At 26.3% G+C, this 21,617-nt stretch carries 19 protein-coding genes and 1 other annotated feature; of the genes, 2 read left to right on the top strand and 17 right to left on the bottom strand.

The annotated features are described in order from the left end of the window. From CHF27_RS03915 to CHF27_RS03870, 10 genes are all read right to left on the bottom strand, one after another. Entirely contained in the window at positions 1-375 is a 375-nt protein-coding gene (locus CHF27_RS03915) for a GntR family transcriptional regulator (protein WP_095406162.1), read from the bottom strand. A gap of 163 nt (positions 376-538) precedes the next feature. Next, positions 539-775 (bottom strand): hypothetical protein, encoded by a 237-nt coding sequence (locus CHF27_RS03910; RefSeq protein WP_095406163.1) that lies wholly within the window; start codon positions 773-775, stop codon positions 539-541. Positions 776-1,159: 384 nt separating this feature from the next. Beyond that, entirely contained in the window at positions 1,160-1,822 is a 663-nt protein-coding gene (locus CHF27_RS03905) for an amino acid ABC transporter ATP-binding protein (protein ID WP_095406164.1), read from the bottom strand. An 11-nt stretch (positions 1,823-1,833) separates the two neighbouring features. Next, positions 1,834-2,445, bottom strand: a complete 612-nt coding sequence (locus tag CHF27_RS03900) for an amino acid ABC transporter permease (RefSeq protein WP_095406165.1) — start codon at positions 2,443-2,445, stop codon at positions 1,834-1,836. 36 nt (positions 2,446-2,481) lie between these two features. Beyond that, positions 2,482-3,258, bottom strand: a complete 777-nt coding sequence (locus CHF27_RS03895; RefSeq protein WP_095406166.1) for an amino acid ABC transporter substrate-binding protein — start codon at positions 3,256-3,258, stop codon at positions 2,482-2,484. A 131-nt stretch (positions 3,259-3,389) separates the two neighbouring features. Continuing rightward, positions 3,390-3,657, bottom strand: a binding site (T-box leader). A gap of 73 nt (positions 3,658-3,730) precedes the next feature. Beyond that, a complete protein-coding gene (locus tag CHF27_RS03890; protein WP_095406167.1) occupies positions 3,731-5,029 on the bottom strand; it encodes a hypothetical protein in 1,299 nt (432 codons plus the stop codon). Between the two features lie 141 nt (positions 5,030-5,170). Further along, complete coding sequence (locus CHF27_RS03885) at positions 5,171-5,356, bottom strand: DUF1858 domain-containing protein (protein WP_095406168.1); 186 nt, start codon at positions 5,354-5,356, stop codon at positions 5,171-5,173. Between the two features lies 1 nt (position 5,357). Further along, a complete protein-coding gene (locus tag CHF27_RS03880) occupies positions 5,358-6,035 on the bottom strand; it encodes a nitrite/sulfite reductase domain-containing protein (protein ID WP_095406169.1) in 678 nt (225 codons plus the stop codon). Between the two features lie 216 nt (positions 6,036-6,251). Beyond that, on the bottom strand, positions 6,252-6,620 hold the full coding sequence (locus tag CHF27_RS03875; protein ID WP_095406170.1) for a C-GCAxxG-C-C family (seleno)protein: 369 nt from the start codon (positions 6,618-6,620) through the stop codon (positions 6,252-6,254). A 94-nt stretch (positions 6,621-6,714) separates the two neighbouring features. Continuing rightward, a complete protein-coding gene (locus CHF27_RS03870; RefSeq protein ID WP_095406171.1) occupies positions 6,715-10,953 on the bottom strand; it encodes an acyl-CoA dehydratase activase-related protein in 4,239 nt (1,412 codons plus the stop codon). Between the two features lie 323 nt (positions 10,954-11,276). Between CHF27_RS03870 and CHF27_RS03865 the strand changes: the two genes are divergently transcribed. Continuing rightward, positions 11,277-11,471, top strand: a complete 195-nt coding sequence (locus CHF27_RS03865) for a hypothetical protein (protein WP_095406172.1) — start codon at positions 11,277-11,279, stop codon at positions 11,469-11,471. Between the two features lie 111 nt (positions 11,472-11,582). On the opposite strand, the gene CHF27_RS03860 is transcribed toward CHF27_RS03865, so the two are convergent. Both CHF27_RS03860 and gap read right to left on the bottom strand, forming a co-directional pair. Then, a complete protein-coding gene (locus tag CHF27_RS03860) occupies positions 11,583-12,746 on the bottom strand; it encodes a CD0519/CD1768 family membrane protein (protein ID WP_095406173.1) in 1,164 nt (387 codons plus the stop codon). Between the two features lie 235 nt (positions 12,747-12,981). Beyond that, positions 12,982-14,001, bottom strand: a complete 1,020-nt coding sequence (gene gap / locus CHF27_RS03855; RefSeq protein WP_095406174.1) for a type I glyceraldehyde-3-phosphate dehydrogenase — start codon at positions 13,999-14,001, stop codon at positions 12,982-12,984. 440 nt (positions 14,002-14,441) lie between these two features. Between gap and CHF27_RS03850 the strand changes: the two genes are divergently transcribed. Continuing rightward, complete coding sequence (locus CHF27_RS03850) at positions 14,442-14,834, top strand: hypothetical protein (protein WP_095406175.1); 393 nt, start codon at positions 14,442-14,444, stop codon at positions 14,832-14,834. A gap of 387 nt (positions 14,835-15,221) precedes the next feature. On the opposite strand, the gene CHF27_RS03845 is transcribed toward CHF27_RS03850, so the two are convergent. The 5 genes from CHF27_RS03845 to CHF27_RS03825 all read right to left on the bottom strand — a co-directional run bounded on the left by CHF27_RS03845 (position 15,222) and on the right by CHF27_RS03825 (position 21,475). Next, positions 15,222-15,959, bottom strand: coding sequence for a TIGR00266 family protein (locus tag CHF27_RS03845; protein WP_095406176.1), 738 nt, complete (start codon positions 15,957-15,959; stop codon positions 15,222-15,224). 111 nt (positions 15,960-16,070) lie between these two features. Further along, positions 16,071-16,904, bottom strand: a complete 834-nt coding sequence (locus tag CHF27_RS03840) for a YihY/virulence factor BrkB family protein (protein ID WP_095406177.1) — start codon at positions 16,902-16,904, stop codon at positions 16,071-16,073. Between the two features lie 119 nt (positions 16,905-17,023). After that, complete coding sequence (locus tag CHF27_RS03835; RefSeq protein ID WP_095406178.1) at positions 17,024-18,721, bottom strand: phospho-sugar mutase; 1,698 nt, start codon at positions 18,719-18,721, stop codon at positions 17,024-17,026. 110 nt (positions 18,722-18,831) lie between these two features. Continuing rightward, a complete protein-coding gene (locus CHF27_RS03830) occupies positions 18,832-19,650 on the bottom strand; it encodes a 3D domain-containing protein (RefSeq protein WP_095406179.1) in 819 nt (272 codons plus the stop codon). Between the two features lie 451 nt (positions 19,651-20,101). Beyond that, the gene (locus CHF27_RS03825) at positions 20,102-21,475 is read right to left on the bottom strand and encodes an alanine/glycine:cation symporter family protein (RefSeq protein ID WP_095406180.1); all 1,374 of its coding nucleotides are present in this window, start codon (positions 21,473-21,475) and stop codon (positions 20,102-20,104) included. Positions 21,476-21,617 lie beyond the last annotated feature (142 nt).

The following is a 21,617-nucleotide window of genomic DNA, read 5'->3' as shown; positions in this document are numbered from 1 at the left end:
CTATACCTCCTCATATAGACTTTTAAATATTTCTATTCCTTCTTCTAAACTTATACCTATACATTTTGCTTGTCTTATGATATCTTCTAATTTACTTTCAATCTCATACATAGCAATTTCTTTTAGTCTGTCATTATTTTGCATAGCTACAAATGTCCCTTTTCCAGTTACAGTTTCTAGAAATCCTTCTTTTTCTAATTCTTCATAAGCTCTTTTAGTAGTTATTATGCTTACTTTTAACTCCTTAGCTAATCCTCTTATAGATGGTAAACCGTCTCCTGGTTTTAAATCCCCATTTAATATTTGAGATTTTATCTGGCTTTGTATTTGCTCATATAGCGGAATTGATGATGAATTTTTTATACTAACATTCAATTTAACACCTCTTTCAACTGTATATAAAGTGTATATATTCATTATATACACATATTAACACTTATGTTCTTAACTCGTCAATGAAAAATTTAAATTGTCTAAAAAAAAGATATTACAAAATTAAATTATTTCGTAATATCTTTTACATATATTTATAATATTTTTATGATATATCTATTTGTCTTGTTTCTAATATCTCAAGATCTCTTATTTCAGACTTATCTACTATAGTAATTTTTTCTCTTCCTGAGTATTTTATAATTATAGTTAAGTCACATTCTCTTCCGTTCATTAAAGAATCTACCCATTTTTTCAATTCTCCAAAATTTCTTACTTCATTTCTTTTAAAGGTATGTACAATGTCATTTTTATATCTTATAACTATAGTATTCTTATCCATGTTAATTAATCTCCTATCTGCATATTTTAGCTATATTATGCTTAAATTGTCAATTATTGTAATTTTTTATATACTTTATTATACTACTTTTTTTATCTTCTCAACAATACCTTCTTTTATTTTTATAATTTTATCTAATACTTTATTTGCAAAATTAACATTATTGATAATTATTAATATAATCATAAAATACAAGAAGTAAATAAAATGAATAATATACATAAATAACTTGATATAACTTTTAAATTTTCAATTAATCCATTCAATTTTGTAACACTAGGTTTTAGAATTGACAACGAGATAATGACCAAAGATTATTTTGATATAATATAATGAAGTCACCCCAAAAGGTGACTTCATTGTACACAATTTAACAAAACTAATTTATACTACTTTTTTTATCTCCTCAACAATACCTTCTTTTATATTTATAATTTTATCTGATACTTCATTTGCAAAATTAACATCATGAGTAATTATTAATATAGTCATACCTTGAGATTTTAATTTTTTCATTATTGTTATAATATTTTTTATTGTATCTGGATCTAGGGCAGATGTAGGTTCATCAAAGCATAATATTTTAGGATTTAAAGCACAAGCTCTTGCTATAGCTACTCTTTGTTGTTGTCCTCCAGACAATTCACATGGATATGAATTTAATTTATCTTCTAAGCCTACTAATCTTAAAATTTCTTTAGCTGACTCTATTGCTTTTTCTTTTTTTATTTTAAACACATTGATAGGAGATTCTATAACATTTTCAATAACTGACATGTGAGGAAATAAATTAAAATTTTGAAATACCATACCAATTTTACCTCTTAATTTTTGAATGTCTTTAGATGTCTTTGTAATTTCTTTATATATTATAATTTCACCACTATCAAATTCTTCAAGTCCATTAATACATCTTAGTATAGTAGTTTTCCCTGCCCCAGATTTTCCAAGTAAAACTCCTATTTCTCCTTGATTTAATTCAAATGAAATATTATTTAATACTTTATTATCTTTAAATGATTTATTTAAATTTTTAACTGTAATCATCATCTTCTCTCCTATCTATAATATGAATATCTTTTTTCAATACATTTAAAAGCCTGAGTAAGTAATGCCACAAGTATAAGATATATAATTCCTACCTGTACTAAAGGTACTAAACTTAACTCTCTATTTGATGCTATTTGAGCTATTCTCAAAATATCATTTATTCCTAATATATAAACTAATGATGTGTCTTTAATTAAAGTTATCACTTCATTTGATAATGGTGCTAATATTCTTTTTATTACTTGAGGGAAAACTATTCTCTTATACATCGTAAATTTATCAAAACCTAGCACTATTGAAGCTTCGTATTGTCCTTTATCTATTGATTCTATTCCCCCTCTAAATATTTCAGCAAAATATGCAGAATAATTTAATGTGAATGCTAATATAGCTACAATAAATCTGTCAAATACGATTCCTAAAATAGGTAATCCAAAGCATATAAATATTAATTGTAAAAGTAGTGGTGTTCCTCTTAATAAAAGGATATATCCTTTTGCTAGTGAGCTTATTAATTTATTTTTTGATAGTCTTAAAAATGCTACTATAACACCTAAAATCATTGATCCTATTAATGTTATAAAAAACACTGATAAAACTATTTTTAATCCTTGTATCATTTCTAATGCCTCCTTTTATTTTTACAGCTTTTAATTTTATTTAAACCATTTTTTGTAAATTTTATCAAAACTTCCATCACTTTTCATTTCCTTTAATGTTTCATTAACCTTATCTTTTAATACTGTATTATCTTTTTTAAATCCTACTACAAAAGTTTCTTCCCCAAAATTATCTTTTAAAATACTGTATTTATTTTCACCTTTTTGACTCATATAATATCTTGCTAGCACTTCATCCGCTACTATTGCATCAGTTCTTCCAATTTCTAAATCTCTAAATGCTTTATCAAAAGTATCATAAAGTATTGGGCTAGAACCATCTAAGCTATTCATTAATGTACTATCTTTTTGGATAGCTTCAAAACTAGCTGACTCTTGTTGCGTTCCTATCTTTTTACCTTTTAATTCTGACTTTGTTTTAATTTTAGAATTTTTTAAAGTAACTATAATTTGTTTATTATCTAGATATGAATCCGTATATGCAATTTTTTGTTTTCTTTCTTCTGTTAAACTATATCCATTCCATAAAGCATCTACATTTCCTACATTTAATTCATTGTCTTTCATTGACCAATCTATGTTTTGAAATTTAACATCCAGTCCTAATCTCTTAAATGTTTCTTTTGCTAAATCAATATCAAATCCAACTGTTTCTCCATTTTCATCTAAAAACCCCATAGGAACAAATGTATTATCAAATCCTATTATTACTTCCTTTTTTTCCTTAGATTTATTATCTGAACATCCAACTACTCCTATTAAACATATAATACTCATAAAAATCACACTTAATTTTTTCACTATAGATTTCATACTATTTTCTCCTTTTTTAATGTTCTTAATATTTAGATTATTTTTCTTCTCATTTTTTACGTTATTTTGATAAATGTAATTCTTAGCGCGCATAAAAATTTACATTAAAAAACTCCCGTCTCTAGCTATTGCTAGAGGACGGGAGTTAACTCTCTCGTGGTTCCACCTCTATTTATTAATGCCTCACGACACTAACCTCTTTAAGTACGACAAATACATTTGCTATACTCTAGCACTATAACGGGTGCAGGGATACCGGAAACAGCCTACTAAGAATACTATTCTTTTCAGTGCTCTGCTCAAAGATGTGTTCAAAGTAAAATCAATATTTCCTCTCACCAATTGGAAACTCTCTGTTAATGATAAATCACTTATACTATTTCTTATCATCGCATTTAATAAGTTTAATTTAATTATTAAATAAAGTATATATCACAAATTAATATATGTCAATATTTTTTGAAAATTTCATTTAATTCCAAGGTACTACTTCAACTTCTCCATACCATCTATCTTTAAGTCTATTGGAGTATTCTCCTCTATATCCTATTATTGCAAGTAATATAAGCTCTATATATCTTGTCCCAATCTGTATTGTATTCCACATATCTTCAACACTTAATACTACTCTATAACCTTTTTGACTTGGATGTACTATCTTATTTCTAAAATATGTAACTAAATCAACTCCATCATCAAATTTAGTTTTTATATGATTTCCTAAAGTGACAAGTTCTTCTTTTCCATATGGTATTTTACATACATCTAAAAGCATTCTAATATTTTTAGATGTAGTATTTATATCAAATTCTTCATCAGTTATTATTTTAAATTGTTCTACTAAAACTACATAAGACAAAGTTTCTAAAGCTATTTGTACTGATATTATATTATTTTCTAAAGTTACATTTCCATTAGATTCTATATACCAATCAATTACATGTTTAATTGCCGGACCATAAAAACCATCCTCTAATTTTTTACACATTAAACTCATATATTTTTCAATGTTATGATAATTAGATAAAGTGTCTGTCCATGTAGGTACAAATTTAAATGGAGTAACAGTACTTTCCTTCCAAAGTCTATATACATTATTTTCATTTTGATAGCCTTGAGCTAAACAAATGTCAACATATCTACCACACATAAAACTTAATGCTGTAGATATTCTATCTAAAAAAATTATTATATTATTAGTTTTAAAAAGTCTGTTATCTTTTCTTTTAATTCTCCCAATATGAGTTATTATAGTTCCTGATTTTGATTTCAATTCTTCATTTAATTCTTTTCTATAATCGTATCTCTTATCTATTGTTACAGTAAAATCATTTATATCAAATTGTATCCTTCCTGCAAACAACTTATCCTGGTGTTTTATAAGTTTTCCTGGAATTTTATCTAAATTAACTATATGAAAATCGATGTATTCTACATAAGAATTTTTAGATTTTATATAATTATCATTTATATAACCCTCTATATTCAAATCATTTATAGTATTTATTGTTATAGATATTGGCTTATAACCATAAACTTCTAATATAGCGTTATCATAGTCCAAGGCTAGTTCAATATCTTCATTTTCAACATATAAAATTTTAGCTTTAAAGTTTATAGATATTGGAGGTGTCATTTTATAAAATATTTTTCCACTGCACTTGTATTTTTTATCTAAATAAATACAAAACTTTCCTTCGTAAATGCTTATATCTTCATCTATATTATAATCTAAGTATTTAGAAGATATAGCATCGTTAACTACCTTCATTACTAGCCCACCTTTACTCTTTGTATAATTCAATATAATTATATCATATACACACAACATATCTCTATTAAATAATATTAATTAAAAAAAGCTACCTCAGAAAAAAATTATTTCTAAGATAGCTTCAATTGTTTTAAATATTTATTTTTCATTTAATTTTTCTAAAACCTCTGCTAAATCAATTCCATGTATACTACATGCTTGTTCTAAAGTCTCCATTGATGACGATGGACAACCTAAACAACCCATTCCAAATCCCATAAGTATTGATGCTGCATTTGAATTTAACTTTAATATTTCTGCTATTGTATTATCTTTTGTTATCATTTTATAATATCTCCTTTAAATTTAATTTTTCTAAAACATCTTTTCTAAATTTCTCAATTCCAATTTCATCTATAAAATCTCCAAGCTTTGTTCCAATTTCAGCATTTTCTTTATAGTACTCTAGTATATTTTTAACAAGTAAAAAAGCTTCTTCTTCATTTAATCCCTTAGTAACTATATCTGCTTTTCTTGGATAAAAACCTGCACTTCCTCCAACTGTTATAAAAAATTTTCCATCTATATCTACTAATACCCCAATATCTTTGCAATAAACACTTGTACATGCATTTCTACATCCTGCTACACCTATTTTTGTTCTATTTGGTACTTCATATCCGTGGAAGTTTTTACTTATTTTCATTCCTATTCCTATAGTATGATATTTAGATCTTTTACAATAATTTGATGGACACATCTCAACATTCTTTACAGAATATTGATTTGTAACAGCTGGCTTCATGTCTAAGTCATTCCATATAGATTCTAAATCTTCTTCCTTTAAATTTGTTATTAATATTCTTTGACCTGATGTTAATTTTAAAACTCCATTATATTTTTTTGCAACTTCACCTATTTTTATAAGCGTATTTGGAAGTACAAAACCTCCAGGTATGTGCGGTGTAATAGCATAAGTTCTTTTGCCATTTTTAATTTTTTGTAGGTTACCATACTTAGCCATTATATTACTCCTTATAGTTTTTTAATAGTCTTCCCCAAACAGGATAAATTATATTTTTTTATTATATCATCTTTAGTTTTAATTTATTATATATTAAATAAGCTTATAAAATACGTAACAAACGTTACATTTTTAAATTTTAGATAAAATAAATGGATTATCTTAAAATTTTTAATTTTTAAGATAATCCATTTATTTATACTTTATTTAATTTAATTATTTTAAAATTTCTTTTAAATTTTCATATGAAAAATCTATTATTTCTTTACAACTAACTTTATTTCTCTTTAAATCTCTACACAAGTCAGAATTATATTTTTCTTTAACTTGGCTCATAAGTTTTTTAGTATATGCTCTAGCATTATTCATTTCTGTTTCATCATTTCTACCTTTTGTATACCCTATAATTAAACTAGCTGCATTTACAGCTCCACATATACTCCCTACTGTAAGACCTGCTCCTAGACCACTGCCTAAAGATACTGGTATATCTGTATTAAATTCTTCATTATATGCTTTTATAATAGATTCTGCACAGTTATATCCCTTTTCATTATACTCTGAAGCTTTAATTTTTTTATCCATTGTTAAGTCCCCTCTGTTATCCTAAGTTTATATAAAATTTATTCTACTAATATTGTACCAAATTTAGTAGCCTAAAACTATTTTATTTCACTTTTTATAAATTATTAAATGCTTTAGACAGCATTAGTTTAATTCTATTTAATTGATTTACTTCACTTGCTGAATGATCATAATCTATAGGAATAATATTTGCATTTTTATAAATTCTTTTCAGTTCTTTTATTGATCCTTTACCTGTTATATGATTAGGTAAGCATCCAAATGGTTGCATGCATATAATATTTTCAATTCCTTCATTTATTAATTCAATCATTTCCCCTGTAAGCAACCATCCTTCTCCAGTTTGATTGCCGAGTGATACTATAGGAGTCGTATTTTTTGCTATATACTTTATATCTTTTGGAGATGAAAATTTCTTACTTTTTTTAAGACTTTTTTTGTATTCAATTTGATATATCTTAGTTATAAAAATAAAAGCTTTACCTAATAATTTATTTATATATTTTCCTTCTAAGTATTTATATTTATATGTTGAATTAAGAGAACAGCTTAAAAAGAAATTTACCAATTCAGGAACAACAGCTTCTGCTCCTTCATCTTCTATAATATCTACTATATTATTATTTGCAATAGGATGAAATTTAACTAAAATTTCTCCAACTAGCCCAATTTTTGGTTTTTTTATTTCTAATGTTTCTATATTATCAAATTCATGAATTATTAACTTTATATTTTTCACAAATTGTAATATTCTTGCTTTTTTTAATGATTGTTTACATATACCAACCCATTTTTCATATAACTCATTTGTGCTCCCTTTATATTTTTCATATGGTCTAACTCTGTAAACAACCTTCATAAGCAAATCTCCATATACAACGCCCATAAAAACTCTATTAATTAATTTTAGAGATATATTTTCAATAATCTCATTTTTCTCTATCCCATTTACACTTAAAGATATAACTGGAATATTTTCATAACCTGCGTCATATAACGCCTTTCTTAAAAATCCTATATAATTTGTAGCTCTGCATCCTCCTCCTGTTTGAGTAATAGCAATAGAAGTCCTCTCTAAATCATATTTTCCAGATTTTAATGCACTTATTATTTGACCTATAACAATTATCGCTGGATAACACGCATCATTATTTACATATCTTAATCCTTCTTCTATAATACTTCTATCTGTATCTTTTAAAATTTCCAATTTATATCCACTTAAATTAACTGCCTTTTCTATAAACTGAAAATGAATAGGAGACATTTGTGGCGCTAAAATAGTATCCTTTTTATTTATTTTTAAATTTTTTTGATACCTTATTTCTATATTATCTATATCATTTAAATCTTCTTTATTCAATTCTCTTTCTTTTATAGCTGCTTTTAAAGATCTTAATCTTATTTTTGCTGCACCTAAATTATTTCCTTCATCAATTTTTATAACTGTATAAATTTTCGATTTTTCATTTAAAATTTCTTGTACTTGTTCTATAGTTACTGCGTCTAATCCACACCCAAAAGAATTTAATTGAACCAGTTCTAAATTTTCTTTATCTTTAACGAAGCTAGCCGCCTTATATAATCTAGAATGATACACCCATTGGTCTACTACTCTTAACGGCCTTTTTAATTTTGCAAGATGGCATATAGAGTCCTCTGTAAATACTGCCATATTAAGTGAATTAATAAGTTCTGGTATTCCATGGTTTATCTCTGGGTCTAAATGATATGGTCTTCCACAAAGTACGATTCCTTTGATATTATTTTTTTTAATTTCTCTAAGTGCATTTTCTCCAGCTAATCTTATATCCTTTTTAAATTTTTCTTGTTCTTCATTTGCTATATCAACAGCTTCATACACTTGAGTTTTATGTATATTTTTAAAGTATTTCGAAAGTTCATCATAAAGTCTATATTTTAACTTTTTCTTATTATTTAAACTTATAAATGGATTTATATAATTTATATTTTCTTCTTTTATTCCATCTACATTATTTTTTATTATTTCAGAATAAGATATTACAACTGGACAATTATAATTATTATCTGCATTTTCATCTTCTTTTTTTTCATTTGTTATACACGGGTAAAATATATTTTTTATTCCTTTTTCCAAAAGATTCTGTATGTGACCATGAACTATTTTACCTGGATAGCAAACTGTTTCTGAAGCTATACTAGTTATACCACTTTTGTACAATTCTTTTGATGATCTATCTGATAATATTACTCTAAACCCTAATTTTGTAAAAAATGTAAACCAAAACGGATAGTCTTCATACATATTCAAAACTCTTGGAATGCCAATTTCGCCTTGAGATGATTTATTGTATTCTAGGGGTCTATATTTAAAAATTTTTTTATATTTATATTTAAAAAGATTTATTTGTTTTTCCTTTCTATGATTTTGATTTGTATTATTAATTTCACCTTTCTCACATCTATTTCCTGATATAAATACTTCTCCATTATTAAACTTATTTATTGTGAGTAAGCATTTATTAGAACAACCTGTGCACCTTTTTACATTTACATTCAAGTCTATAAATTCTAATTCTTCCTTTTTTAAAAGATTAGTTTCATATTTTTCCTGATAATTTTCTTTAGCTATTAATGCTGCCCCAAAAGCTCCCATTATTCCAGATATACTTGGTCTTATAACTTCTTTTTTTATTAACTTTTCAAAGCTTCTAAGAACTAAATCATTATAAAACGTACCTCCTTGAACCACTATATTTTCTCCTAATTCTTTTGTGTCTCTTATTTTTATTACTTTAAATAAAGCATTTTTTATAACAGAATAAGATAATCCTGCTGATATATCGCCTATACTTGCTCCTTCTTTTTGTGATTGTTTTACCCTAGAATTCATAAAAACAGTGCATCTAGAGCCTAAATCTACTGGATGCTTAGAATATATCCCAACCTTTGCAAATTCATCAATATCCATTGATAAAGAATTAGAAAATGTTTCTAGAAAAGAACCACACCCTGAAGAACAAGCTTCATTTAAAATGATACTATCAATAACTCCATTTTTTATTTTTAGACATTTCATATCTTGACCTCCAATGTCTAAAATAAAATCTACATTTTTATTAAAAAATTTTGCTGCTTTATAGTGAGCAATAGTCTCTATTTCTCCATAATCAATTTTTAAAGCCTTTTTAATTAATCCCTCTCCATATCCAGTAACTGCTGAAGCAACTATTTTAGATTTGTTGGGTAATACTTTATAAATTTCTTTCATAACTTTAATTGCTGTTTGTAGTGGATTACCTTCGTTGCTATTATAATATGTATAAAGTAAGTTTCCACTTTCATCAATTAATGCTGCTTTAGTAGTTGTAGACCCTGCATCTATACCTAAAAAACAATTTCCTTTATAATTATTTATTTCCTTATATACAACTTTATTTTTGTTATGTCTATTAAAAAAATCATTATACTCATTTTCATTTTTAAACAAAGGTTCTAAGCTATTTATACTATTAAACTCATTATTTTTTATACTGTCTATTTTCTCTAATAGATATTTTAAGCTTATTTCTTTTTCATAAGCTGATAATATACTCGCGCCTATTGCTATATATAATTGAGCATTTTTAGGAAATATAATATCTTCATCTTTTAATTTCAATACATCTATAAAAGCTTTTCTAAGTTCAGAAAGAAAATAAAGAGGCCCGCCCAAAAAAGCAACCTTTCCTTTTATACTTCTACCACAAGACAATACACTAACGGTTTGTACAACTACTGCATTAAAAATACTCATAGCTATATCAGATTTTTTTGCTCCATCATTTATAAGAGGCTGTATATCTGTTTTTGCAAAAACTCCACATCTAGATGCTATTGGGTATATTACATTAAAATCCTTAGCCAATTCATTTAATCCTTTTGCATCAGTTTTTAAAAGAGAAGCCATTTGATCTATAAATGCACCTGTTCCTCCTGCGCATATACCATTCATTCTTTGGTCTATACCACCACTTAAATAAGTTATTTTAGCATCTTCCCCACCTAATTCTATAACTACATCTGTATTTGGATAATAAAACTCTATTGCCTTCGTACTTGATATTACTTCTTGAATAAACTTAACTCCCAATTTTCTAGATATATCAATGCCTCCAGACCCAGTTATTACAATAGTTATAGTTATATCTCCTAATTTATTGTACACATTATTTAATACTTCTTTTACCGATTTTTTTACGTCAGAATAATGTCTTTTATATTCTGTGTATAATATATTATCATCTTTTAATACTGCAACTTTTACTGTTGTAGAACCTATATCAACCCCTATATTAAATATATTGTCCATTGTATCCCCCCACAATTTTATGACTCAATTTAACTATTGTAACTTTATGATTTTAAATGCATTGACTTCTAATATTATATTTATTAGTAGATTTGTTTTTTTATGATAAAATATATTAGCACAATGTTCTGATATTCTTTTTAAATTGCTAAATTTTATTCAAGTAAATGATTATCTATCTTTATATTTAAAATTCAAACTAATTTATCCTAATCAATAATTACTTTAATAATCTATAAAAGTCTTTAACTTTATCAGAATAGTAATTTAGTTTTTGGTTAAATTATTAGTATCTTAAAGAGCTTTTATTTAAGGAGGAAATCATGTCAAAAAATAAACATAAAAGAGAAGACTCAAAAACAAGATACAATAGAAATGATAAAGATAATCCTGATTTTAATTTAGAACTTGGAGAAGAACTTAATATTCCACCTAGATTAAGACCTTCTAAAACAGGATCTGTAAGTCAAAATACTGCTAGACCAATAAGTTCACATAAAAACCATCAAGGTAAATAAGAAAAAAATTTAAAGATAGGTCTTTTAAATTAAAAAAACCTCAAAATTATTTTAACTTTAAAATAATTTCGAGGTTTTTTATTTTCATATCTTATTGTCTAAAAAACTTTTTTATGATATAAGCATAAATATAAAGTGAGCTGAAATACCAGCGCAAATTCCGCCTATTGTATGTGATAAAATTGCTTTACTAGTTAATTTTCTAGCATTTAATGCATCCATCATACCTACATGAGTACTTAAATATCCACTCCAACACATTCCCATCGCTGTAAATACTGCTATGTCATTTGGTGTTACTACACCATCTACTATAAATTGTGGTACTAAAGACATAGCTGCTCCAACAGCACCCAATGAAGTTATAGGGAATGCTATAGCTTCTGCTGATGTAAATCCAAATAATGGTTCTAATATAAATCTAAGTTTTTCACCTATTACAGGAAGTAATCTTATACCTTCATATGCAGCTCCAGTATAAATTTTTTGACCTGTTGCTGGATCTGTAGAAGGTCCAAAAGTTAATAACATAACTAATGTACAAACTACTAAAACGCCTGGTATTATTGCTAATCCCATTTCTACACCTGATTTACCACCTTCTAATATTGCATCTAAAGCTCTTTGAAATACATTTCCTTCTCTAATTTCTCTAAATTCTTTAATTTTTTCTATTTTATTTTCAGACTCAGTCTCTTCATCTTTATAAAATTCCTTAGTAAAATGTAACATCATTCTAACACTTATAATACTTCCTATAACTGCTCCTATATTACCGATTATAGCAGGTAATACATATTGTTTACCTTGTGATATCATGAAAGTCGTCAATATAAGACCCATTCCAAATGCTGTCCCTAAATTACATAAAGCAGGTATTTGATATTTCTTAAAGTATTGAGTAAATGTTTTGTCTTTTGCAAAAGATATTATTGCAGGGTTATCTGATAAATAAGTTGTTATAGCTCCAGCTATACTTGCTCCGGGTAATCCATATAGGGGTTTCATAAATATGGCAAATATTTTATTTATTAGCGATATTACTCCAAATTCTGAAAGTAATGCACTTAGTGCTCCTGCAAGCACTGCCATTGCCATTATTAAAAATACTGTGTTTAAAAGTAAGTCATGTGCTGTTTTCATTATTACTTTGAACATAATACCAGCACCCATAATACTAGCTATATATCCTAATCCAGCTAGCAAAATTACTAAAAATACAAAGGTTTCTAGACTTACTGCTTTAACCTTCTTCCTCGATGTTCCTTTGTCCATATTAAATCATCCCCTTTTAAATTTTACTAAAAGAGCTAAAGCTCTTTCTTAAAACCCTTAATTTCTTATTACTAATTATAATTGTTAAGTTTACTAAATGCAACTTTTTTAATAATTTAAAACCTTTTACTATTTTTAAAATAGTAAATCTAAATAATAGGTTTAAAAAAAGATTGTTTGAATTTAATTTCAAAACAATCTTTCTTTGATTTATATAAATTTATTTATCATCTTATTAATTATTCATTTTTTCAACAACATAATTTACTAAATCTATAGTTCTTGTTGAATACCCCCATTCATTATCATACCATGAAACTACTTTTATCATATTTTTTTCTAATATCATAGTTGATAATGCATCTATTATAGAAGATCTTTCATCTCCTTTATAATCAACAGAAACTAGTGGCTTATCACAATATCCTAATACTCCTTTTAATTTTCCCTCTGATGCTTCTTTTAACGCATTATTTACTTCTTCTAACGTAACATCTTTTTTTAATTCACATACAAGATCTACAAGTGAAACTGTAGGAGTCGGAACCCTTACAGAGAATCCATTTAATTTCCCTTCTAATTGAGGTAAAACTTTACCTACAGCTTTTGCTGCCCCTGTTGTTGTTGGTATCATAGATTCTGCTGCTGCTCTTGCTCTTCTTAAATCTTTATGAGTTTTATCTAATATTCTTTGATCATTAGTATATGAATGTATAGTTGTCATTAATCCTCTTTCTATACCAAATTTATCATCTAAAACTTTAGCCATTGGAGCTAAGCAATTTGTAGTACAAGATGCATTAGAAATTATATTGTGTAATTTATCATCATATTTATCTTCATTTACACCCATAACAATTGTTATGTCTTCTTCTTTTCCTGGAGCAGTAAGTATTACTTTTTTAGCTCCTGCTTTTATATGTTTTTGAGCCTTTTCCCTTTGATTAAATAACCCTGTAGATTCTATAACTACATCTACTCCTACTTCTTTCCATGGTATTTCTTCTGGGTCATTATGTCTTAATATTTTTATTTCTTTTGAATTTATTATTAAAGTATTTTCATCCTTAACTTCCACTGTTCCTTTAAATGTTCCATAGCAAGAGTCATACGTAAATAAATGAGCTAAAGTTTCTGCTGTTGCTCTTGCATTTATAGCTACTATTTCTATATTATCATTAAGTCTATCTTGAGCAATTCTTAAAACTGCTCTACCTATTCTTCCAAATCCATTCATTCCTACTTTAATCTTCAAATTAAATCCCCCTTACTCACTGTATATTTCTACAATTATTGTACACTATTAATTTTATTTAATCAACACTTTTTATATCATTTAAGATATTTTTCTACGTTTTTTGTAGTATTAGTGTATCACTTTCGTTTTATAATATACACTTTATACTGTATTTCGTCTATATAAATTTTATTTTAAATATATTTATTTTATTATAGTAGTTGTACTATTTCTTTAATTCTATTAATGTATATATTGATATTCCTAAATATATTCTAATAAATTATACAATTATAATATGTATACAGTATAATTTTTATTTAAAATTATATATAAAAAAATATATACATATAATTTATTTTTTGTATTTCTAATACGTTTCTTTTTTAACAAATCTGTTATATAATCATGTTAAAGATATTGATAAAATATTAACTTTATTTTAAGGGGTTGTTATTATGGCTATTAAACAATTGACTAATTGTAATTGGACTGTTTTTTATGACAAACATTCTCATGGTTTTAAAAAAACTCAATATGAAGCTATATTCGTAAATAAGGCATATGATGATGCCTTAATGAAACTTAAAGAAGCTCTATCTTTAAGCAACAAAACCTTATCTAATTCTTTAAGTAAAAACTATTCATATTATTCTGGTCATAGTTTATATCATGTGTCTAAGTACTTTTTCGAAAAAGAAAATAAATATTATGGAACTTGTAGTTTAGAAAATTTTTTCTCTAGCAATAAATACTTATTTATATGTGATACAGAAGTAGATGGTCTTATTTTAGAATATAATTATAGTAAAGGATTTTTTAAAGAAGACGAAGATAGTATAGCATTATAATGATTTTATTTTAAATTGATTTTTTATTAAAATATTAGTTCCTTTATTTATATCTATTGTGGTTTAACACAATTTTATTTTGTATATATTATATACAAAATATAGGTAACTAAGTATTATAACAATAATTTCTCTAATTACTATTATGAATTTAAGTTACGACTTGACTAGTCTAAATTTTAACAGCAATCTTAATTATTCAAAAACAAGTAATAATAAATCACAAAATATATCAGCATTTTACTTAAATGTTTTTAACTATATAACTATAAAAAGACTGCGTAGATAAAATCAAAATTTTACTACACAGTCTTTTTATTCATTTCTTGTAAATCTTTATTATTATAAAATAAATTGAAATAACTTATACTTTACATTCATAACTTTTTAGTCCCTATTGTATGTTGCAGGAGCTAATGCAAAAACTTTAGATGCCAATCTACTAAATGGTAAACTTTGTATCCATACTTCTCCTGGTCCTGTAAGTGTTGCAAAAAATAGACCTTCTCCACCAAATAAAGTATTCTTTATTCCTCCTACAAATTGTATATCATATCTTATATCCCTAGTCATTGCAACTAAACAACCAGTATCTACTTTTAAAGATTCTCCTGCATATAAAGTTTTCTTTATTATCGTTCCACCTGCATGTATAAATGCAAGACCATCTCCTTCTAACTTTTGAAGTATAAATCCTTCTCCTCCAAAAAATCCTGCTCCTATCTTTTTTGTAAAGTCAATACCTATACTTACTCCTTTAGCTGCACATAAGAATGCATCCTTTTGACACACTATTTTTCCATTATATCTAGCTAAATCTATTGGTATTATTTTACCTGGGTATGGAGAAGCAAAAGAAACCTTTTGTTTTGTATTTCCTTGATTTGTAAATGCAGTTATAAACATACTTTCCCCTGTTATAACTCTCTTAGCAGCACTACCTAATGCTCCAAATAATCCTACTTTTTTATTTCCATCTCCAAATAAAGTTTCCATTTCTATATTTTGATCCATCATCATCATAGCTCCAGCTTCTGCTACAACAGTTTCACTAGGATCCAGTTCTATCTCCACAAATTGCATATCATCTCCGTGAAGTTCATATTCTATTTCATGAGCTCTCATAATATTTCTCCTTTTACAAATACGTTTTATATTGTCTAAAATTTTATTTAATTATATCATCATTATAAACACTATACTATAGTTATCAGTTATAATTTTATATTTGTTAGTTTAATATATTTTATACTTATTTCTCCTAAAATATAAGATTGAATTCACTTCAAAACCAATAAGTATCGCCCAACTACTTAAATATATCCATGTCATAAGAACAATTATGCCTCCAATACTACCATATATAACTTCATAATTTGCATAATAATTTGTATAATAAGAATATATCAAAGATACTAAAATCCATCCAAAAGTAGAAACTACAGCTCCTGGTATAGCTTCCTTTACTTTAATTTTTTTATTCGGTGTATACATATATAAACTCATAAATATTATAATAACCGTAATCACCCCTATAGTATATCTACATATATTCCATACACCAATAAATATTTTATTTAATCCTATTAAATTAAAAATAAAATAACCTATTTTCTCACCAAACACTAAAAATATCATAGATGAAAATATTAATAATAAAAGTATTATAGTAAAAATTAGAGCTATTTTTAAAACTTTAAAATAAGACCTATCTTCTATTAAATTATAAGACCTGTTTATTCCTTTTATTAGTGCTCTAACTGCCCTTGACGTAGTCCATACTGTAAGAAAAAAACTCAAAAGTAAAAAACTAAAACTTCTATTTTCAATAGCTGAATTTATTATAGAAGCTACCATATTATATGCACTTTCAGGCATTATATTTTTTAGCAAGTTTATATATCTATTTAAATGTATTATTGGTATATATACTATACTACTTATTGTAAAAATTAAAAAAGGAAAAATTGATAGTAGTAGATAAAAGGATACCTCTGCCGCTTTTGAATTAATTTCACTGTAATTAGAATTTTTTATTACATTAATAATATTTTTTATGTTAATTATCATATTATATCTCCACCTGATTTAATTTATAAGTTCTATTAAAATTATATATAATTAACCTAATTTTAAGTATATATAATTTAAAAAGGGTGCAACATAGTTACACCCTTTTATTTGAATTTTTACATTAATTTTTCTAATATACTATTTATTGATTCTTTTATACCTTTTATCTTATTCTGTGCTTTGATTTCTAACTTTCCTTTAACTGCAACATAAAATTTTAATTTTGGTTCTGTTCCTGAAGGTCTTATAGCTACCCAAGATCCATCTTCTAAGAAATATTTTAAAACATCTGCCTTAGGCAATCCATCAATGCCTTCTTTATAATCTTTTGTATCTAAAACTTTTATATTATTTATATAATCTATCTTATTTTCTCTAAAATAAGATATTATTTCTTTAATCTTAGCTAATCCATCTATTCCTTTTAATGTAATAGATATTGTTTCTTCTTTGAAGAACCCATATTTATTATACAAATCTATTAATCCTTCATATAAACTCATGTTCTTAACATAATAGTGTGCTGCCATTTCGGCTATTAATACCGATGAAACTACACCATCTTTATCTCTTGCATGAGTTCCAACTAAATACCCATAACTTTCTTCATATCCAAATACATAAGTTTTATCATTATTTTGTTCAAATAGTTTTATTTTTTCTCCTATAAATTTAAAACCTGTAAGAACATTTAAAACATCAACATTATTTTCTTTTGCTATATCCGCTCCAAATTCAGATGTAACTATAGTTTTTATAATAGTAGAATTTTCTTTTAATTTACCTTTTTCTTTTAATCCCTCTATTATATAATTTGTTAACATTCCACCTATTTGATTTCCTGTTAATAAAGCATACTCTCCTGTAGTAGTTTTTACTGCTACACCTACCCTATCACAATCTGGGTCTGTTGCAATCACAATATCTGCTCCTTCTTTTTTCGCAAGAAGTATACCCCTGTTTAATGCTTTTTTCTCTTCTGGGTTTGGATATTCTAATCCCGCAAAATTAGGATCTGGATTTTCTTCTTCATCTACTACTAATATATTCTCAAATCCAACTTCAGATAAAGCTCTTCTTATTGGAATATTTCCTGTACCACAAAGTGGTGTATAAACTATTTTGAATTCTTTTCCAACTTCTTTTATTAACTCTTTTCTTATTACTTGAGTTTTCACAGCTTCTATAAAAGCAGTATCTTGTACATCATCCAATTCTATAATCAAATTTTTATTATCTTCAGTTATAGTTGGTATTTTGCTATAATCAGTTATTTTATTTACTTCATCAGTTATAAGATTTGCTATTTGTGGCATAACTTGTGCTCCATCTTCCCAATAAACTTTGTACCCATTATACTCAGGAGGATTATGACTTGCTGTTATCACTACCCCTGCTATAGCATTTAAATTTCTAAGTGCAAAAGATAATTCAGGAGTAGTTCTTAAGTCACTAAATATATAAGCTTTTATTCCACATGCTGCTAATGTATTTGCAGTTTCTATACAAAACTCTTTAGACATATATCTATTATCATGTGCAATTACTACACCTCTAGCTTTTGAGCTTTCTTTTGAATTTTTCATTATATAATTAGCAAGACCTAATGTAGCTCTTCTAACTGTATATATATTCATTCTATTAGTTCCTGCACCTATTATTCCCCTTAAGCCAGCTGTTCCAAACTCTAAATCTTTATAAAATCTATCTTCAATTTCTTTTTGATTATTTTTAATTTCAATTAATTCAGATTTAGTATCTTCATCAAAATAGGAATTGTTTATCCAATCATTATATATACTCATATAATCCATATCTAATTTCTCCTTTTTTAGCAATAATTCAAGTTTAGCTTGTAAATTGTTTTAAGTTTAATATTCTATTATTTTATACTTTTTCCTATTTTAAGTAAAGATATTATATATTAATTTTGTACGTTTACACTTACTGTACGTCTTCCCCAACTATATGCTTGATTCTCACTATTCATAAATATGTCTATCCTATTTCCTTTAATAGCTCCTCCGCAATCTTCTGCTATAAATGTCATATTAAATTCAGGTATGTATACTCTACTTCCATATGGTATTACTCGTGGATCAACAGCAATAACTCCCCATCTAGGTGTTGTTCCTGTTGATGTTATAGTATCTCCAGCATAAGCAGTTGCCACAACGCTAAGATTAGAACCATTATTTTTAGAATTATTGTTTCTTGATGTGACTTCTCTAGACGCGACCATTATTTCTTCTTTAATTCCTTTTCTAACTACTTTATCTACAGGTTCTTCAGATATGATTTCTTTTGATAAGTTTTTTTCTACTAGCTTTCCATCATTATAAATTAATTTATAAACCTTTTCTTTCTTTCCTACTTTTCCTTCATTTTCTATTTCAGTTTGTCCCTTTATCAAGTTTTTATCTTCTTTTAAACTTACTTCAAAAGGTATTTCTTCATACTCCTTTTTTTCTTCCTTTAAAACTTTTACTATTTTAATATCCATTTTATCTTTTAATTTTGTATTTAATTTTGGAGTTATTTTATCTTCTTCACTGTAATTTATGTTTTTCTCGTCCAATAACTCTTTAACTGTAGTTTTAAAAGTCGAAACTTTTTTATCCTCACCTTTAACAGTTAAAGTTATCTGTTCTTTATTTAAAATTTTATATCCTGTTAAAAAAATTGTTAATACAAACACTCCCATTAAGATTGATACTATTATGTTTTTTCGCTTAAATTCCATAATATTTCTCCCCTTTTTTATAATTAATATACTTTATACTCTTATTTTGATATACATAAAGTTAATTATATATTTAATTAAAATCTATATTTTTCATATTAGCTAATTTCTTATGTGTTTATATATCTTATTTAACTTCTGTTGAATTTATGTAACTAAATTGTAACTTTTAAATTTCTAATTGTCAATTGACAACTTTGTCGTAACTCGCTCAATAAGTATTTTCAATATATTCGGTTTTAAATTTCTTGTTACCATTTTGTTATTTTTTATATTTTATTATTTTTATGTACTTTTCTTCATAAAAATTTACTTATTTGTTGTAATATTACATTTCATGTTATTAAAAATATAAATTTTTATCACATATTATCTATATAACAAAAAATAAGCCGCGCCAAAACAGAAATAAATTTCTATTTTGATACAGCTTATTTTTTATTATATGTAATTAAATTATTTTATCATTTTCATTTATTCTTTGATTTTTAAATTCTATACTTCTAAAAAATCTATCTGATTCTTTTTTTACTTCTTTTCTAAGTTTAACAACACCTATCATATTTGTTCCTATAACCCCTGCCAATGTAAAATCTAATAAAACTACTATATTACCCAAGTTACATAAAGCACCTACCATTATAAATCCTAAATAAACAAATCTAGCTACTTTTGATGCTTTTAACCCGAATAGATATTCTGCTTGTTTTTCACCATAGAAAATTACTACTATTAAAGTTGATAAAACAAACATCATCATACATATTGTTAAAAATCCTCCACCAAATTTATTACCTAACACACTTTGAATTGCTATAGACGGCATAGCTGCTGCTTTATCTGCTCCCACAGATGACCATACTCCTGTTGTTAAAACTAAAAATGCAGTTACAGTACATATTCCAAGAGTATCTACAATTATTTCAAATATCCCCCATAAACCTTGTCTTGCTGGATAATCTGTAACAGCTGCTGAGTGAGCTATGGTTGACGTCCCCATACCTGCTTCATTTGAATATGCTCCTCTTGATGCACCTGCTTTTATGGTTGCAGCTACTACAGAACCTGCAAATCCTCCAACTGCTGCTGTAGAATTAAATGCTCCTTCAAATATTAATTTAAATGTATTTGGTATATTTGACCAATTAGCTCCTATAGTTATCGCTGCTATTAAAAAATATGCTATTGCCATAAGAGGAACTAACTTTTCAGTAACTTTTGCTATTCTCTTTATTCCTCCATACACAACTAGTCCAACTATTATTATAACTGTTACACCTGTTACAACTGGGTTTATATTTATAGTTTGAGCCGTTTGAACTATTGATGCAGATTGAGTAGCTATTGATGGTGCTATTTCAATCATTAAAAAGAATGCAAACAAAGAACCAATGAAAGGTAATTTAGCTCCATTTTTAAGATAATACATAGGCCCTCCTACATATTCACCTTCTTCATTTTTTACTCTGTATTTTATCCCCAATATAATTTCAGAATACTTAAGTGCACATCCAAATATAGCAATAAGCCACATCCAAAATATAGCTCCTGGTCCCCCAGTAGCTATAGCAAGAGGTACTCCTACTATATTTGCTGCTCCTATTGTAGATGCTAATGCAGATGTTGCTGCTTGGAATGGTGTTATAGTTCCACTACCATCACTTTTTTTGAATATCTTTCCAAATGTTTCTCCTATTATAAATGGAAACTTAGTTACTTGAAAAAATCTCAAAGTAAATGACATTAAAATCCCTCCACCAACTAATATGACCAACATCGGATAAAGCCATAACCAGTCGGTGATCTGTTTTAAAAGATTAAACATAAGAATACCCCCCCTTGTATTTTTATATTAGTTTATTTATGATGTGAATATTCAGATGCTTATAAATATAGCATCTATTGTGCCATATTTATATTATAATAGAAAATCATATTATTTTGACCAAAAATCGTAAATTTATACT

This window comes from Romboutsia maritimum, from assembly GCF_002251085.2.
Classification (GTDB): domain Bacteria; phylum Bacillota; class Clostridia; order Peptostreptococcales; family Peptostreptococcaceae; genus Romboutsia_B; species Romboutsia_B maritimum.
This window is presented reverse-complemented; position numbering and strand designations above follow the sequence as displayed.

Bases quoted from the DNA above. Each gene is read 5' to 3' on its own strand.
- CHF27_RS03905 (WP_095406164.1), bottom strand. From the start codon at position 1,822: ATGATTACAGTTAAAAATTTAAATAAATCATTTAAAGATAATAAAGTA.
- CHF27_RS03885 (WP_095406168.1), bottom strand. From the start codon at position 5,356: ATGATAACAAAAGATAATACAATAGCAGAAATATTAAAGTTAAATTCA.
- CHF27_RS03895 (WP_095406166.1), bottom strand. From the start codon at position 3,258: ATGAAATCTATAGTGAAAAAATTAAGTGTGATTTTTATGAGTATTATA.
- CHF27_RS03880 (WP_095406169.1), bottom strand. From the start codon at position 6,035: ATGGCTAAGTATGGTAACCTACAAAAAATTAAAAATGGCAAAAGAACT.
- CHF27_RS03840 (WP_095406177.1), bottom strand. From the start codon at position 16,904: ATGATAATTAACATAAAAAATATTATTAATGTAATAAAAAATTCTAAT.
- CHF27_RS03900 (WP_095406165.1), bottom strand. From the start codon at position 2,445: ATGATACAAGGATTAAAAATAGTTTTATCAGTGTTTTTTATAACATTA.
- CHF27_RS03875 (WP_095406170.1), bottom strand. From the start codon at position 6,620: ATGGATAAAAAAATTAAAGCTTCAGAGTATAATGAAAAGGGATATAAC.
- CHF27_RS03860 (WP_095406173.1), bottom strand. From the start codon at position 12,746: ATGGACAAAGGAACATCGAGGAAGAAGGTTAAAGCAGTAAGTCTAGAA.
- CHF27_RS03845 (WP_095406176.1), bottom strand. From the start codon at position 15,959: ATGAGAGCTCATGAAATAGAATATGAACTTCACGGAGATGATATGCAA.
- CHF27_RS03910 (WP_095406163.1), bottom strand. From the start codon at position 775: ATGGATAAGAATACTATAGTTATAAGATATAAAAATGACATTGTACAT.
- CHF27_RS03825 (WP_095406180.1), bottom strand. From the start codon at position 21,475: ATGTTTAATCTTTTAAAACAGATCACCGACTGGTTATGGCTTTATCCG.
- CHF27_RS03850 (WP_095406175.1), top strand. From the start codon at position 14,442: ATGGCTATTAAACAATTGACTAATTGTAATTGGACTGTTTTTTATGAC.
- CHF27_RS03835 (WP_095406178.1), bottom strand. From the start codon at position 18,721: ATGGATTATATGAGTATATATAATGATTGGATAAACAATTCCTATTTT.
- CHF27_RS03870 (WP_095406171.1), bottom strand. From the start codon at position 10,953: ATGGACAATATATTTAATATAGGGGTTGATATAGGTTCTACAACAGTA.
- CHF27_RS03890 (WP_095406167.1), bottom strand. From the start codon at position 5,029: ATGAAGGTAGTTAACGATGCTATATCTTCTAAATACTTAGATTATAAT.
- CHF27_RS03865 (WP_095406172.1), top strand. From the start codon at position 11,277: ATGTCAAAAAATAAACATAAAAGAGAAGACTCAAAAACAAGATACAAT.
- CHF27_RS03830 (WP_095406179.1), bottom strand. From the start codon at position 19,650: ATGGAATTTAAGCGAAAAAACATAATAGTATCAATCTTAATGGGAGTG.